Genomic DNA, 16,016 nt, shown 5'->3' on the forward strand with positions numbered 1-16,016 from the left:
AGCGATCACACCGGAGAAATGTGAATAAAGTAAGCCTTTTTTGGAGGGAATAAAGTGATGCTTTACAGATATAAGACGTTCCCAAAAGGTCGAGTCACACTCACAACACTTATAACGTCTACGGTTCAATTGTAAGCCAACTCGCTTTAAACGAATGGGCAAATCCATAATCAATTGTTTTCGTGAGCTGTGCTTATATAACTTGTCAAAACCACATTCTGGACAACGTTCTGGAGGATAGATTGCTTCCACTTTAAACATCATATCGGTTTCATTCTCTTGTGGTGGTTCGATTGCTGTAAGATCTGGGAGGAATAATAAGTCGTTCATATTACACCTGAACCAACTCTGGATTTTGATAGATATTACCAATAATTTTTAAATTGCATTCAAGTGTCTTATCATCCACATATTGTACTTCGTTTGTCATATGCCAATGTGAGTACAAATTTATCCAAGCACGAAACTTAAACTCTCTCATTACCATCACTCCTATCATTTGATAGGTTAATTATACCAATAAAGGATAATGATATTCCACTAAATAATCCGATTTATGATTAAATTGTTGTTAAACTATTAAACTGGGTTTTCCACTATATATTCCGAAGACCCATTTTTACATGCACACGTGATTCCCCTCTCATGTGGTGTGCAAGTCACCTGCAATTGGCATCTAATTTTCTCGTTCAATTCACAGCCCCATATTTTTAGCTATTATCGTTTTCATTATTTCGTTTGTTCCGGCATAAATAGCCGCAACAGGCGTGTCACGATATCTTCTGGCAATCTTATATTCTTCCATATACCCATAGCCTCCGTGCAATTGCATACACTCTGAAGCAATTTCCTTTGCAGTTTCCGTTAACCAGTATTTTGCCATCGATACTCTATTTACAATGTCCTTCCCTGCAATATGGTCTTCAATTAACGATTCTAAAAAGGATTTACCAATCTCAACCTTTGTTGCCATTTCAGCTAGTTTGAATTGCGTGTTTTGGAATGATCCGATTGGTTTGCCAAAAGCCTTCCTGGACTTGACATAATCTAAAGTAATTTCAACCATATCTTCGGAGGCTGCCAGACCAGCAATTGCTACAACTAATCGCTCCTGCTGCAATTTTTCCATTAAATAGTGAAAGCCTTTCCCCTCTTCACCGATCAAATTTGCAGCAGGTACACGGCAGTCTTCAAAATATAATTCTGCTGTATCCTGTGCATGCATACCAACTTTGTTTAGTTTTCGGCCACGGGAAAATCCCTCCATACCATCCTCAACTATTAACAGACTAATTCCTTTATGCTTTGGCTCAGCTTTTGGGTCTGTTTTAACTACAGCTAAAATTAGACCTGCATGGATGCCATTCGTAATAAACGTCTTTTGTCCATTGACAATATAGTCATCCCCATCACGAATGGCAGTTGCAGCAATGTTTGCTAAATCTGACCCGGTTCCTGGTTCTGTCATGGCAACTGCAGTAATATTTTCTCCTGTCACACATCCCGGGAGCCAGCGTTTTTTCTGTTCTTCTGTACCATATGATTCTATATATGGAACAACAATATCTGAATGAAGTCCGATTCCAGTTAAACTCGTTCCCACACGTTCTAATTCTTCTAAAATAATAACGGAATAACTGAAATCAAGACCTAAACCACGATATGCTTCTGCTACATGCGGGCAAAGGAAACCCATCTCACCCATTTTCCGCCAAAGCTCGATAGGTATAATCCTGTTTTCTTCCCAATTGTCATAGTTTGGCTCCACTTCTTTTTGTAAAAACTTTCGAAAAGACTTACGGAATAATTCATGATCCTCCGTTTCAAATCGATACTTCCCCATAATGGTCACTCCTTATTTTGGCTGCATCCGAATTGCACCGTCCAAGCGAATCAATTCACCATTAAGCATAGGATTTGTTAGGATACTTTCTACTAATTTTGCATATTCTGCTGGATTACCTAGGCGGTTTGGAAACGGTGTCATTTCACCCAAGCTTTTTTTTGCAGCTTCAGGCAATGTATCAAACATCGGCGTTTCAAATAAACCTGGGGCAATTGCCATAACCCTAACACCGAAACTAGCAAACTCTCGAGCTATCGGTAATGTCATACTTGCAATTCCGCCTTTCGATGCACTATAGGCGGCTTGGCCGATTTGCCCTTCAAATGCCGCAATAGATGATGTATTAACAATTACCCCCCGTTCTCCATCTTTATTCGGTTCATTTTCTTTCATATTGGCAGCAGCAATTCGTACAGCATTGAATGTACCAACTAAATTTACTTGAATAACCTTTTTAAAATGCGATAAATCCACTGGACCTTTTCTCGAAATAACTTTTCCCGGCGTAGCGACACCAGCACAATTGACAAGAACATTAAGATTGCCAAATGTATCTGCAACCTTGGTTGTATTATCTTCAACCTGCCCTCCATTTGTCACATCCGTTTTCATATAAAGAACCTGTTCCTTGCCGAGTTCATTCATTAGCCGATCAGCTTTTTCATCATTTATATCAAAAATAGCCGCTTTCCCGCCATTTTCAACAATATGTCTGACTGTTGCCTCTCCCAAACCTGAAGCACCACCTGTTACGATGGCTTGAACATCACGCAGCCTCATACCAATCACCCCTATAGTCGCTCTATAATTGTTGCATTTGCCATGCCCATACCTTCACAAATAGCAAGTAATCCATATCTGCCTTCAATCCGTTCTAGCTCATGGATTAAAGAGACTAATAGTTTTGTTCCTGTAGCACCCAATGGATGGCCAAGTGCAATTGCACCGCCATTAACATTCAGTTTTTCCATGTCGCCTCCAGTATCGTTTAGCCATGCAAGCGGCACTGGTGCGAAAGCTTCATTTACCTCATACCTATCCATATCTTTTAAGGTTAGATTTGCTTTATTTAATACCTTTTCTGTTGCTGCAATAGGACCTGTCAGCATAAGCGTTGGATCAGAACCAACAACTGCACGGGCTGCAATTCGGGCTTTTGGCTTTAATCCTAATTCGGTTGCTTTCTCCACAGACATCAGCAAAACAGCCGATGCCCCATCACTCATTTGACTGGCATTCCCAGCGGTGATTTTTCCATTATCTTTAAAAACTGTTTTTAAACCTGCTAAGATATCAATTGCAGTATCCTTTCTGGGACCTTCGTCAATCTTAAATGTCTCCATAGTACCGTTTTCCAGGTACACTTCAATTGGGACAATTTCTCTTTCATATTTTCCACTTGAAATTGCCGCTACCGCACGCTGATGGCTTTGTAAGGAATACGCATCCAGTTGTTCTCTAGTAAACTTCCATTTGTCGGCAATTTTTTCGGCTGAAATTCCTTGATTCACAATTTCATAGGCTGACGTTAGCTTTTCACTCGGTTCAGCCTCTTTCATATTCGAAAACATCGGAGCACGTGTCATACTTTCTACACCGCCAGCAATGACAATGTCCATATCCCCTGAAGCAATTGCTTGTGCCCCAAAATGGACCGCCTGTTGACTTGAACCGCATTGTCTGTCGATCGTAACTCCGGGAACATGAGTCGGAAATCCAGCTATTAAAGCAGCGGTTCGAGCAATGTTTCCTCCTTGCTCATTAATTTGTGTTACACAACCTAAAATGACGTCTTCTACATCCTCTTTACTCACATTTGCACGTGCGATTAATTCATCTAAAACTACCGCTGCAAGCTCATCGGGGCGATAATTTGCCAATTTACCCTTACGTCTCGCTACTGCTGTACGACAACCTTCTACAATTACAACTTCCCGCATAACTCCACCCCATTCATAAATAATACCTATATACAGTATACCTTGATATGAAAAGACGATAAAGTTATTTACTGAAAATGTTGATTTTTCAAACATAGTAATACCCATTAATCAATAACTGATTAATGGGTATTATTTAAGTCTATTTGTTATCGGTTGTTAATTCGGTATAAACAACCAAACGTTCTTCGTGTGTTCCTATATCATAATTGTATTCCCCTGTGCAGGTAATCAGATTTAGCATTCGTCTTGAGGTATAGCCAAAAACCTTCTGAACAGGTGCATTACCAGTTTGAAAAGATTTTTTATCCACCACTTCAAATACTAGTGAATCACCCGCTTCACCCAGAACCTTTACTTCATCACCAGTTTCAAGCTCATTTAAATCCCAGAAAACCCCTTTACCTTTGGGATCATTCACATGACCAGCTATTATTGAACTGCCGCGGTCACCCGGTTTAACACCTACATTAAACCAGCCTGTATTCCGATAGTCCTCTGGTACTTCCATTTTACCAGTTTTCGTTAAGCCAACTTGTTCAACTGCCGCTTCGATTCCAATCCTTTCAATAATAATTTTCTTCGGTACAACACCGTATTGCGCATCTTTAATGATAGGAGGAGACATTACTTCATTAGTCTTATTAGCAGCTTCAATAGACGATTCGCTGACTTCTTCTTGGCTTGATTTCATATCACTGGTTTGGGCAGACTCTGTGCTTTGTGTTTGCCCACAGCCAATGAGTAACGTCAAAAATAATAAACTTATGAACTTCCACATCGCACTGTCTCCCTCCCCCTTTGCTTCATGTAAAATTACTATTCTTCATTTCCTAATTTAAACTTACGAATTGCTGCAAGTGCTGCCAATGCTAAAGCAATTGCACCTAAAGTCCACCATAACATCATATTGTTTTCATCTGCAGGTGCATAACCAGTTTGTGGCATTTCTGATGGCATTTCACTTGCAAATTTATCTGGAAATTGCGCTACAATTCCTGATGATAAAAGTTTAGCAGCAGTATACATATGTCCATATCCTTCACGTGCTTGTGAAAATGCCTCATCATATGTTCCAGCCGCATAGCTATCAAATGAACCAATTAATTGATCAGCATGCATTTGCAACCCCTCAGCCAATGCAGATGCTTCTACCTGTCCACCTGTTGCTTCTTCAATAAACTTAGAAAAATTTTCTTTATACATTGCTAGGTTATCTAAAGCTTCTTGTTTCGCATCTTCATTTTCTTCAGCTGTAGCATTTACGTAATCGACAAAATAACCAATATGCTCTGACCACATATCCTGGAAAGCTTGACCCGCTTCATCCCCATATACAGAAGCGATTGCTGCTGATAGATCCTCGGTGTTTGCACTTAAAGCTTTTGTTGAAGCCTCAAAGTCCGGTGTTCCCTCAATTCCATTTTGCATGGCAACAACCGCAAGTCCTGCATGTTCAGACAATAAATAGCTTAAGTCTGCACGTAAATCCCCAGCCGGTGTAACAGCCATGGTGTCATTAAATTTGTCAGGGAATTGATCAACAATAGCTGCCGATAGCCCTTTTGCAACCATGTGCATGTGTGAAATTGCCTCACGTTCATGTTCGTATGCCTTTTGATAATCTTCCGCTACATAACTATCAAATGCTCCAATTAACTGATTGACATGCATTTGTAAACCCTCTGCTAACGATCCAGCCTCTAGTCGTTCACCGGTTGCTGTTTCAAGAAACTTTGAGAAGTCTTTTCTATATTGAGATAGTTCATCTAATGCTGCTTGTTTAGCTTCCTTGTCCCCTTCTGCTGTTGCATTCACATAGTCGACAAAATATCCAATATGGGCACTCCACATATCGTTAAAGGATTGTCCTGCTTCATCACCATAGACAGAAGCAATTGCTGCGCTTAAATCCTCTGTGTTTGCTTTCAGTGCTCCAACAGATGCTTCAAAATCCTCTGATCCCGCTGCACCATTGCGCATTGCCTCAATAGCTAGAAATGCATGTTCACTTAATAAATGTCCTAAATCAGCTCTGAGATCAACAGCAGCAGTTTCTACCGCAGGGCTACTGTCCATTGATGCTGCATTTACTAGACCTCCGTTTGCAGAAAATAGTAATGTTGCACTAAGTGGTGCAATAATAAATCCTTTTTTCCAATTCATGAAAAACACGCTCCTCATTATAGATTTGTATTTTGTTTTCTACTAAGCTAACGGAGCGAGTTTTAAATTGGATCACTATTTTTAATAACTTTCTTTATTTTTTTTTGAAATATGAAAGAAAAAAAGCCTAGATGCACTGATATAGCACATTTCGGCTTTCTAATTTTGGCTGTTTTTGTAAAGTTTATTTATTGGCTGCAATTACGTGAACACCGAAACTCTTTGCTCACAGCTTCGACTTAAATAATTTATTATACATTTGAAATCAACAATACCTTAGTGACAGACTTTTTTTATAACGGAGAACTTAATAAAATATTCCCTTGTGGTGTTTTGCTGTTCGCAGTTGGTTCTTTTGTAATAGCTATAGTGTCCCATTTATGATTTCCCTCATAATTGATTACATAGGACACCGCACCAAGTCCATTATTATTCGGAACAAAAGTACCCGCTCGATATGGCTTTCCATCTTCCACCACCCAAACCTGATATGTTTCTTCTCCTTCTAACGGTGGTAAATCACTGGCTTGCACTACCAAATTAGTGTTCTTGTTTTGTTCAATCATCATCGCAGTCGCTTGTGCACTAACACCTTCAGAAGGTTGAAGTTCCTCCATTCGTTGAATAGTATCACGTATTGTTTCAGAGCCTGAATCCGCTACATCCTCGTCTTGATTTATATATATTATTGCTGCACCATTCCCGATCAATGAGAGCACTAATACAGCAGCGACTAATGGTTTATACCATTTATTCACTTTTTTACCTGGGATAATCTCTGTCACTCGTTCATTCGATGTTTTATTTTTTTCTGCCTCTGTACCTTCCATTGCCATATCAGAATTTTCTGCCTGAAGTACATTAGAGAGGACACGCTCCCTCATCCCCGCAGACGGTTCGATTGGTTCACTGCTATATGGCAAGTCAGCTGTCAGTTCCTGCAGTTCTTTTAATTCATCTTGACAGTCTTTACAGATTTGCAGATGGGCTTCAAATTCTTTCCGTTCTTCACATGTCAATTGATCATTAAAATAATCCAGTAATACGTCACATGAATTTTTTGTCATTCCCGAACCCCCCTCTCCTGCACATTCGACAGTTTTTCTCGTAAGTGTTTTAATGCAAGCCGCACCCTGCCTTTAACTGTTCCCAGTGGTATGTTGCATGTGGTGGCAATTTTCGATTGAGACATTCCTTTAAAATAAAATAACTCAATGATTTCCTGTTGTTCACTCGTTAGCTCTTTAACAGCTGTACAAATCCTTTCACTGCTTTCCTTCCATTCAACTACTTCTTCTGTTGAAGGCCGTTCATCCAGTAAAGCATCCCTTTCCTCCAGCTCGTATGGCGTTTCTTTCTTTTTCCGTAATAAATCAATACTTGTATTACGTGTTATGGTCAACAACCATGATGAGAATTTGCCTTTCGATTCATCATACATGCCTTTTTTTGTCCATAACTTTGTAAATACTTCCTGCACGACCTCTTCTGAAAGAAACTTATTATTTGTCATACGGAATGCAAAAGAGAATAGTAGTTTTTCGTAGCGATCATACAATAGTTCTAAAGCGTTTTCGTCTTGTGCTTCGATCCGTCTGTATAAATCTAGATCATGTTCTCGCATAACATTCTCCTTTGAAAAGATATATGGTTCATCATATCATAAGAGGCATAATAAATTCTTAATAAGAATACGATCAACTTTTAAAAATGGATCAATCTAAATAAAATTTATGTTATATTCTATTTCAGTCGGGAAAACCAAAATGAACGTTATTTTTTACAGGGAAAGGATAGGTAGATAATGAGAAACTCTCAATACCAACCGACCAAAAACTTACAGCTGTCGGATGCACAGGAAGTTCATTATACTCGAGAATTCAAACGGGCGGATATTGCAGGTGGCTATCGTAAGCCGCGGGTAAAAGAAGCAAAACACGAAAATCAAAAATAAAATATATTATTAAACAGGTTCCATTTTATTGGGACCTGTTTTAAATTGAAACTTTTCCTATGCACAATCGTATCAACTAGTGGAGAAAAAATAATGGAGGTAAAATAATATGTCAGAACCTGCAATGCAGTTGCTTGATGTTAAAAAGAATATCGGCAGCAAACAAATAATTAAAGGGATTTCCTTTACCATAAACCAGGGTGAGGTGTTTGGATTTATTGGGCCAAATGGCGCTGGTAAAACAACAACAATTCGTATGATGGTCGGTTTAATGAACCTTTCCGATGGCGATATTCGAATTATGGGAAACAGTATTAAATCCGATTATAAACAAGCTGCCCGTGAAATCGGTGCTATTGTGGAAAACCCTGAGATGTATCCATTTATGAGCGGGAAACAGAATCTATTGCATTACGCCAGAATGATTCCTGGTGTTACAAAAGAACGTGTGCACGAGGTTATTTCACTTGTGGGACTTGAAAAACCGATCAATGATAAAGTTGGAAAATATTCTTTAGGAATGCGTCAGCGCCTTGGAATTGCTCAAGCATTATTGCATAAACCATCCGTTTTAATATTAGACGAGCCCACAAACGGACTTGACCCTGCAGGCATAAGGGAAATTCGTACATACATACGGAGCCTTGCTGAAAAGGAAAATGTTGCTGTTATTATTTCCAGTCACCTGCTTTCTGAAATTGAACAGATGTGTGATCGGATCGGAATTATTAAAAATGGAGAATTAATTGCAATACAGGATGTACATGACACGCAGGCAGAAAAACAAATAAGTCAAATACTTATGGAAGTGACACCTGCCGAAAAAGCTTGTGAACTATTAAAATCTCAGCATGATATAGAATCTGCTGTCAAAGGCGGGGCACTGTTATTTCAAAATGAAAAAGAATTGATACCGCAGTTAATTAAAACACTTGTCGAACACGATATCTCCGTTTTTCAGGTAAGTGTTACAAAAGCATCGTTGGAGGATAAATTTTTCGATTTGATTGGGGAGAATACAATTGAGTAACTTTTTTAAGCTTCTGTACAATGAACAATTCAAAATATACATACGAAAGTCAACCTGGATAATGTACTTACTTTTAGCGGGCATTATTGTAACATTAGCTGTCGTTGCAAATTCATATGGTGAACTTAATGAAAAGTACCAGCAGGATAATTGGCGTGAAGTATTACAGGAAGAAAATAATGAGATTAATGACACTTTGAAGAAAAATGAAGATAGTTTTGTATCTATGCAGCTTGAAAAGAACAATTTTCATTTGGAAAACGATATTCAGCCAAGGGAATATGATGCATGGCAATTTGTTATGGAAAATGAATTACTGCTGTCGCTAGTCACATTATTTACAATTATAGTGGCTGCCGGTATAATCGCAAATGAATTCAAATGGGGTACGATCAAGCTGCTGCTAATTAGACCTTTATCCCGTACCAAGATTTTGCTGTCTAAATATATATCAGTTCTTGTTTTCGCCTTCTTTACACTTCTCTTTGTCTTATTGTTTTCCTGGATAGTTGGAGCACTTTTCTTCGGTGTCAACGGAGAACCTTCTTTTGTCCAATACCAATTAGGCAATTATGCAGAGGCATCTGTTTTTGAGGAAATTACAAAAGGATACGGTTATCAATTAGTCACTTTATTGATGATGGCTACGTTCGCATTTATGATTTCTTCCGCTTTCCGCCAAAGCTCTTTGGCAATTGGTGTAGCGATTTTTCTCATGTTTGCAGGAAATTCAATCGTTGGGTTTTTCGCGGACCGCAGCTGGGCTAAATACATTTTATTTGCCAATACAAACTTGGAACAATACGAATTTGGTGATCCTATGATTGAAGGGATGACGTTGGGCTTTTCAATCTCGGTATTGGCCGTATATTACATTGTTTTCCTTCTTATATCGTGGCTTTTCTTTACCAAACGGGATGTTGCAGGTCATTAATTAATCAATTGAATGACATTGTAATACGTAAAACCATATGTTATAAATAATAGGGAAATAAACTTAATTATGCCTTTTCTGATTGAGGTGTGAAAATGAAACGGTATTTATCTGCAATGTTTCTTATTCTTAGTGCTTTGATTTTAATTATCGGCCTGCGCTTTGACTATCAATGGAGCGGCATTGCATCGTGGGGCTTGTCGTTCATTTGTTTAATATTCGCAGCATACTTTACAAAGTATATTCCTAATGAGAAAAAAGGAAAGAAACAATCATAATAAGTACAAAAAGCTGTTTGTCTCTGAGGACAAACAGCTTTTTTAATGACCTGCATACTGATTTGATTCCTTTACCGTACGCGTCTCGCAAAATCTACAAAGCGAAACTTATCGGGGCGATGTCTTGATTCTGTATATTGGAAAAGACTAGTATCGTCTAAAAAGACTTGGCTTTTTATAACGACAACATTGGAGAACCCTTCTAAATCGAGCAGATCACGGTCCTCGTCTGTCGGTTCTTCCACAACAATTTCTTTTTGCGCAAAACTAATTGTTAACTTCAGTTCATTTTCCAAATAGTCGTAGATAGAATCCTCGCATATTTGCCTGGTCAGTACGGGGACATATGCCGTATTAAAATAATCTTTATCCAAAATAATCTTTTCTCCGGATATTTCACGAACTCGAACGACATTCCAGATGTAATCAGATTTCGCTACCTTTAATATTTCTTGTATATCCTGACTTGCTTCAACAAGTGCAAGCTCCCTTACCAGCGTTCTGGTCGGCAGCTGCATATTGTTCGCAAGCTCTTTAAAACTAACAATTCCGGATACAGGAAAATCAAATTTACTGATATCAATAACAACAGATCCCTTGCCACGTACTTTTTGAATATACCCATTTTGAGCAAGTATATTTAATGCCTTGCGAATCGTTTCACGTGAAGTATGATACAAACCAGTCAATTCATTTTCCGACGGCAGCAATGTAGATTTCGGCCAATGATTGGTTTGAATTTTTTTTACGAGATCGTGATAAATCGTCATATATTTCTTTTGCATATTCCTACCTCATTATTTTATATGATACACAACCGATTCATATGGTCTTAAAGGTAACTTTGCTAAAGTTGTCCCTGAATCTGGATAATTGGAAAGGAGAATGGTAACATCCTTTGAACTACCCATGTCAAAGCCGACTGTAATCTCTTCTTTATAAAAATTACTGGCAACTAAAATGGACTCACCGTTCCAATTACGTGTGTAAGCAAAAATGTTGGAATCATCTTCATAAAGCAACTGATAATCTCCATATGCTATGATATCATACTTTTTACGCAAGGCGATTAACTGCTGATAATGAAAAAAGATGGAAGAGGGATCGTTTACTGCATTTTCCACATTTATAGTTTTATAATTTTCAGCAATCGGTATCCATGGTGTCACAGTTGAAAATCCCGCATTCTTCTCACTTGTCCATTGCATCGGTGTTCGTGCATTATCTCTGGATTTTTGTTTTAGGGTATCTATCGTTTCTTGTTCTGATTTACCTTGTTGCTTTACTATTTTATATGCATTTAATGATTCAACATCCCGGTAATCTTCTATGCTGGTAAAATTCGGATTTGTCATGCCTATTTCCTCGCCCTGATAAATGTATGGCGTTCCCTTCATCATGTGCAATGTTGTCGCAAGCATCTTTGCTGATTCATTGTGGTACTTTGTATCGTCACCGAATCTGGATACTGCACGGGGCTGATCGTGATTACACCAGAATAATGCATTCCACCCATCTCCCTCATGCATACCCACTTGCCAATTTGACAATATCTGTTTAAGACGTAAAAAATCAAATGGTGCTTTTGTCCATTTTTCCCCGTTCGGATAGTCGACTTTTAGATGATGAAACTGGAAAGCCATATCTAATTCATTACGATCCTGCTGCGTGTATAAAATACAATTCTGAAGAGAGGTTGACGACATTTCACCAACTGTCATCATCCCATATGGTGCAAAAACTGCCTGATTCATTTCGTGTAAATAGTCATGAATTTTTGGACCATCCGTATAAAACTTCCGTCCATCACCTGTCTCGTCATTTGGGAAGTCCTGATTTTTCGATATCAAATTAATAACATCCAACCGAAACCCATCGATTCCTTTATCAGCCCAAAATCGCATCATATCGTATAATTTTTCCCGAAGATGATTATTTTCCCAATTTAAATCAGCCTGTGTTTCATCAAAAAGATGCAAATAATATTGTTCTGACTTTTCATCGTAATGCCAGGCGGGTCCACCAAATTTGGACTGCCAATTGTTCGGTTCTTCCCCATTTCTGGCATTTTTCCATATATAAAAATTCCGGTATGGACTATCCTTTGATGAAGATGCTTGTCTAAACCATTCATGCTCCGTAGATGTGTGGTTTATAACAAGATCCATAATCAATTTCATGCCACGTTTATGCGTTTCGGTTAATAATTCCTCAAAATCAGCCATTGTCCCATACATTTCTTCAATTGCAAAATAATCACTAATGTCATACCCATTGTCTTTTTGTGGTGATTGGTAAACAGGTGTCAGCCAAATTACGTCGACTCCCAGGTATTTTATATAATCCAATTTTCCAATGATACCCTGAATATCGCCTATTCCATTTCCAGTGGTATCGTTAAAACTTTTAGGATAAATCTGATAAACTACTGCTTTTTTCCACCATGCTTCGTTCATTGTTTACACCTCATAGCTCTTGTTGTATTATTTCATTTTTCGTTTTGCTATCATGTACGTAATTACAAATGGTACTACAATTACAATCGCCATTCCAATAAAAAATGCAGTCCAGCCATCTGGAATTATGGATAAAAATCCAGGTAATCCGCCAATGCCAATGGAGGTTGCTTCGACATGCTGCATTGTAATAAATGCACCCGCAATTGCTGAACCGATAATTGCTGCAATAAACGGATATTTAAATCGCAAGTTAACCCCAAACATTGCTGGTTCAGTAATACCGAGCCATGCAGAAATACCTGATGTTCCTGCCAATCCTTTTAGCTTTTCATCTCTAGCTGCACGCATCATTGCAAATGCAGCAGCACCTTGGGCAATGTTTGATAATGCTAGAATCGGCCATAGGAATGTCGACCCAGTGCTGCCTACCAACTGTAAATCTACTGCCAAGAACGTGTGATGCATTCCCGTAATAACCAATGGAGCATAAATGGCACCATATACAAGGCCACCCAGAATTGCAAATGAATCAAAAATGGCAACCAATCCATCTGTAATCCAGTTACCGATTGCAAACATTATCGGTCCAATGACAATAAATGTTAAGAATCCGGTAACTAACAATCCAATCGGCGCAACAACCAATAATTGCAGCGAGTCCATTACACGTTTTTTTAGAAAGATTTCTATTTTTGCTAAAACCCATGAAGCAAATAGAACCGGTAACACTTGACCTTGATAGCCTATTTTTTCAACTTCAAAGCCAAATAAGTTCCAAGTTGGTATAGATCCTTCCTTCAGAGCATCACCGTATGACCAAGCATTAAGTAGGTCTGGATGAACAAGGATTAGACCTAGTACAACACCAAGCAATTCGTTTCCGCCAAACCGCTTTACAGCTGACCAGCCAATCAACGCCGGCAAAAAGGTAAACGCTGTATTTGCAATAATGTTGATCATGTTAGCAAGCCCGGCCCAGCCTGGATACATTTCAATGATCGACTCATCACCGAATACTGGATTTACTAAAATATTATTAATCCCCATCAGTAAACCTGCCGTTACGATTGCAGGAAGAATCGGAATAAAGATATCTGCTAGAACTTTAATTCCACGCTGCAGCGGATTTTGTTTAGCGGCTGCTTTCACATCCTCTTTTGAAGCTTCTTCTATATCCGTTTCCTCAACCATTGCTGCATACACTTTATCGACAGTCCCCTGTCCTATTACGACCTGAAACTGCCCATTTGCTGAAAAGGTTCCTTTCACGATATCCATATTTTCTAACGCGGCTTTATCAACTTTTTCCTCGTCTGCTAATGCAAAACGAAGACGCGTTACACAGTGAGTGGCAACATTAATATTGTTTAAACCGCCAATAGCTGCAACTATTTCATTTGCTTCCTTGCTGTATGCCATTTTCTTTTCCTTACTAACTGTATTATGCATGTCTTTTTTACCTGTACGAACTAAAACCGATTTGCCAGCCACAGCTTTTGTTTCGCTAGTTTTTTCTAAAGGCTTAAATTCATCACCATTCGTAATTACAATCGGAGTAATCGTACTTGCTGCATTTTCTTTAATATAATTCAAATCAAATGTAACAAGCGGATCACCAATTTTTACATGGTCTCCCTGTTTCACATGGGCTTCAAACCCATTTCCCTCCAGCGAAACCGTTTCCAAGCCAATGTGAATTAAAACCTCTATGCCTGATTTCCCACGAATTCCAACAGCATGCTTCGTTGGGAAAATCTGTATAACTTCTCCGTCTAATGGCGATACTACTTTTCCTTCACTTGGTTCAATTGCTATTCCGTCCCCCATCATCTTTTGTGAAAATGTTGGATCAGGGACAGCATTAAGTGACTTTATTTCACCACTTAATGGTGCATATATTTCTTCATATTTATTCGGCACGGGATAACCTCCTCATATTCTCATTCAGAAACTTGTATATACATATTCGTCTATCAAGTATATCTTGTATATACATGTTGTGCAAGGGCTTTCAAATAAATTTCCTAAAGCGGATGGGCGGAACATCACACAACACTCCCTTGCAGATAGGCCAATGCGAATATGCCCATGAAAAATACCTGTCCTGCATAGATTGTGCCAGACAGGTATTTTTCATCATCACAATTGATTTTATAAATAAGGCAAAAGCAATAATCGATCATCATTATCAGCCGGGGACCCTCTCCCATCGGTATTATTTGTAATAATATACAATCCCTTTTCCGTAGCTAAAACGTCACGAATACGACCAAAATCACTATATATAAGCTCAATTTTTTCCGACTCCGGATTAAAACGTCGCAAACCTTCCCCTTTTAACGAGGCAAAGTAAAAGTTACCATTAAAAAACGTCATCCCGGATGGCGCCCAAGTATCCTCACCTGAATGAGTCACCGGGGTCTCCATTTCATCTCCAGCTTTATCACCACGTATAACTGGCCATCCATAGTTTCGTCCTTTTTCAAGGCGGTTAATTTCATCATACGCATCCGAGCCATGTTCCGTTGCGTACAAATTGCCCGCATGATCCCAGGCAAGCCCTTGTGGATTGCGATGTCCATATGTGTAAATATACGAATTATCAAAGGGATTATCACTTGGAATAGAACCATCCAGATTCATTCGCAAAACTTTGCCGGCAAGACTCTCTAAGTTTTGTGCTAATTCAGGGGCGGTTGCATCACCGGTCGTGATATACAGTTTATGATCTGGTCCAATTTCAATGCGTCCACCTTGATGAAACTGACCACCTGGGATTTGGTCAATTAGTACATCTGTTTCCTTCCAATGATCGTTCTTTTCTTCGATTGTAACAACCCGCTGGTAGACATCATTATTTTCTTGATAAGAGTAATAGGCATACACTGTATTTGTATCAGTAAAATTTTCCGGAAAGGCGATGCCCAGTAATCCCGCTTCTGGCTGATCAGCTAAATCTTTTGAGAGTTGAACGTTCTTTCTAATTTGGTTGCCATCTTTAATTGTTACGATTGCGCCAGTTCGTTCGCTTATGTAGAACACATCGTTATATAAAACGATTTCCCATGGCGTTTGCAGGTTTTCACCGACTATCTGAGGTTTATCGATATTCGTTGCTTCTTCTGGTTCTGGTGTTTCGGGCTCTTCTGCTGAATCAGGTTCATTTGGCTTTTGAGATTTTTCCTCATCTTTAGCACAGCCAGTAAAAATTACTAACAATGAGATACTTAACAATAAAATACGGATACAAATCCCCTCCAAATTATGTACTATGTTTAACACCTTTCATAGTAACCATTTATAATGTATATTTTCTTATAGATTATCGTTTTTACACATAAGACGTAAACTGCGACGTAATATTCTCGGGTCGCCGTCCGGGATCGCTGCGGGCGGATGCGCACCTTAG

At 38.8% G+C, this 16,016-nt stretch carries 16 protein-coding genes; 4 read left to right on the forward strand and 12 right to left on the reverse strand.

Annotation, left to right across the window (positions count from 1 at the left end; translation table 11 throughout):
* From IEV74_RS19180 to IEV74_RS19215, 8 genes are all read right to left on the reverse strand, one after another.
* A partial coding sequence (locus IEV74_RS19180; protein ID WP_229683262.1) for a transposase family protein occupies positions 1–330 on the reverse strand: 330 nt, incomplete at its 3' end.
* A gap of 364 nt (positions 331–694) precedes the next feature.
* Positions 695–1,843, reverse strand: coding sequence for an acyl-CoA dehydrogenase family protein (locus IEV74_RS19185; RefSeq protein ID WP_188456959.1), 1,149 nt, complete (start codon positions 1,841–1,843; stop codon positions 695–697).
* A 12-nt stretch (positions 1,844–1,855) separates the two neighbouring features.
* A complete protein-coding gene (locus IEV74_RS19190; RefSeq protein WP_188456960.1) occupies positions 1,856–2,626 on the reverse strand; it encodes an SDR family NAD(P)-dependent oxidoreductase in 771 nt (256 codons plus the stop codon).
* A gap of 11 nt (positions 2,627–2,637) precedes the next feature.
* Entirely contained in the window at positions 2,638–3,786 is a 1,149-nt protein-coding gene (locus IEV74_RS19195; protein ID WP_188456971.1) for a thiolase family protein, read from the reverse strand.
* A 142-nt stretch (positions 3,787–3,928) separates the two neighbouring features.
* Positions 3,929–4,567 (reverse strand): class F sortase, encoded by a 639-nt coding sequence (locus IEV74_RS19200; protein ID WP_188456961.1) that lies wholly within the window; start codon positions 4,565–4,567, stop codon positions 3,929–3,931.
* A 38-nt stretch (positions 4,568–4,605) separates the two neighbouring features.
* Positions 4,606–5,952 (reverse strand): copper amine oxidase, encoded by a 1,347-nt coding sequence (locus IEV74_RS19205; protein ID WP_188456962.1) that lies wholly within the window; start codon positions 5,950–5,952, stop codon positions 4,606–4,608.
* 293 nt (positions 5,953–6,245) lie between these two features.
* On the reverse strand, positions 6,246–7,019 hold the full coding sequence (locus IEV74_RS19210) for an anti-sigma factor (protein ID WP_188456963.1): 774 nt from the start codon (positions 7,017–7,019) through the stop codon (positions 6,246–6,248).
* A complete protein-coding gene (locus IEV74_RS19215; protein WP_188456964.1) occupies positions 7,016–7,576 on the reverse strand; it encodes an RNA polymerase sigma factor in 561 nt (186 codons plus the stop codon). The genes IEV74_RS19210 and IEV74_RS19215 overlap by 4 nt, the downstream gene beginning before the upstream one ends.
* Before the next feature lie 180 nt (positions 7,577–7,756).
* On the opposite strand from IEV74_RS19215, the gene IEV74_RS19220 reads away from it, so the two are divergent.
* From IEV74_RS19220 to IEV74_RS19235, 4 genes are all read left to right on the forward strand, one after another.
* Complete coding sequence (locus tag IEV74_RS19220; protein ID WP_188456965.1) at positions 7,757–7,906, forward strand: YfhE family protein; 150 nt, start codon at positions 7,757–7,759, stop codon at positions 7,904–7,906.
* A gap of 109 nt (positions 7,907–8,015) precedes the next feature.
* Positions 8,016–8,936 carry an ABC transporter ATP-binding protein gene (locus IEV74_RS19225; RefSeq protein WP_188456966.1) on the forward strand — a complete coding sequence of 307 codons (921 nt, stop codon included), beginning with the start codon at positions 8,016–8,018 and terminating at the stop codon, positions 8,934–8,936.
* Complete coding sequence (locus tag IEV74_RS19230; protein WP_188456967.1) at positions 8,929–9,870, forward strand: ABC transporter permease; 942 nt, start codon at positions 8,929–8,931, stop codon at positions 9,868–9,870. The genes IEV74_RS19225 and IEV74_RS19230 overlap by 8 nt, the downstream gene beginning before the upstream one ends.
* A 95-nt stretch (positions 9,871–9,965) precedes the next feature.
* Positions 9,966–10,148, forward strand: a complete 183-nt coding sequence (locus IEV74_RS19235) for a hypothetical protein (RefSeq protein WP_188456968.1) — start codon at positions 9,966–9,968, stop codon at positions 10,146–10,148.
* Positions 10,149–10,219: 71 nt separating this feature from the next.
* On the opposite strand, the gene treR is transcribed toward IEV74_RS19235, so the two are convergent.
* The 4 genes from treR to IEV74_RS19255 all read right to left on the reverse strand — a co-directional run bounded on the left by treR (position 10,220) and on the right by IEV74_RS19255 (position 15,826).
* Positions 10,220–10,933: a trehalose operon repressor gene (treR, locus tag IEV74_RS19240; RefSeq protein ID WP_188456969.1), complete on the reverse strand. Its 714-nt coding sequence runs from the start codon at positions 10,931–10,933 to the stop codon at positions 10,220–10,222.
* Positions 10,934–10,945: 12 nt separating this feature from the next.
* Positions 10,946–12,604, reverse strand: coding sequence for an alpha,alpha-phosphotrehalase (gene treC / locus IEV74_RS19245; protein WP_188456970.1), 1,659 nt, complete (start codon positions 12,602–12,604; stop codon positions 10,946–10,948).
* A gap of 27 nt (positions 12,605–12,631) precedes the next feature.
* Positions 12,632–14,527, reverse strand: coding sequence for a PTS system trehalose-specific EIIBC component (treP, locus tag IEV74_RS19250; protein WP_229683263.1), 1,896 nt, complete (start codon positions 14,525–14,527; stop codon positions 12,632–12,634).
* Between the two features lie 231 nt (positions 14,528–14,758).
* Complete coding sequence (locus tag IEV74_RS19255) at positions 14,759–15,826, reverse strand: PQQ-dependent sugar dehydrogenase (RefSeq protein ID WP_229683264.1); 1,068 nt, start codon at positions 15,824–15,826, stop codon at positions 14,759–14,761.
* Positions 15,827–16,016 lie beyond the last annotated feature (190 nt).

Origin of the sequence: Virgibacillus oceani (assembly GCF_014638995.1) — a bacterium.
Classification (GTDB): domain Bacteria; phylum Bacillota; class Bacilli; order Bacillales; family Amphibacillaceae; genus Virgibacillus_E; species Virgibacillus_E oceani.

Bases quoted from the DNA above. Each gene is read 5' to 3' on its own strand.
- IEV74_RS19185 (WP_188456959.1), bottom strand. From the start codon at position 1,843: ATGGGGAAGTATCGATTTGAAACGGAGGATCATGAATTATTCCGTAAG.
- IEV74_RS19190 (WP_188456960.1), bottom strand. From the start codon at position 2,626: ATGAGGCTGCGTGATGTTCAAGCCATCGTAACAGGTGGTGCTTCAGGT.
- IEV74_RS19195 (WP_188456971.1), bottom strand. From the start codon at position 3,786: ATGCGGGAAGTTGTAATTGTAGAAGGTTGTCGTACAGCAGTAGCGAGA.
- IEV74_RS19200 (WP_188456961.1), bottom strand. From the start codon at position 4,567: ATGTGGAAGTTCATAAGTTTATTATTTTTGACGTTACTCATTGGCTGT.
- IEV74_RS19205 (WP_188456962.1), bottom strand. From the start codon at position 5,952: ATGAATTGGAAAAAAGGATTTATTATTGCACCACTTAGTGCAACATTA.
- IEV74_RS19210 (WP_188456963.1), bottom strand. From the start codon at position 7,019: ATGACAAAAAATTCATGTGACGTATTACTGGATTATTTTAATGATCAA.
- IEV74_RS19215 (WP_188456964.1), bottom strand. From the start codon at position 7,576: ATGCGAGAACATGATCTAGATTTATACAGACGGATCGAAGCACAAGAC.
- IEV74_RS19220 (WP_188456965.1), top strand. From the start codon at position 7,757: ATGAGAAACTCTCAATACCAACCGACCAAAAACTTACAGCTGTCGGAT.
- IEV74_RS19225 (WP_188456966.1), top strand. From the start codon at position 8,016: ATGTCAGAACCTGCAATGCAGTTGCTTGATGTTAAAAAGAATATCGGC.
- IEV74_RS19235 (WP_188456968.1), top strand. From the start codon at position 9,966: ATGAAACGGTATTTATCTGCAATGTTTCTTATTCTTAGTGCTTTGATT.
- treR (WP_188456969.1), bottom strand. From the start codon at position 10,933: ATGCAAAAGAAATATATGACGATTTATCACGATCTCGTAAAAAAAATT.
- treC (WP_188456970.1), bottom strand. From the start codon at position 12,604: ATGAACGAAGCATGGTGGAAAAAAGCAGTAGTTTATCAGATTTATCCT.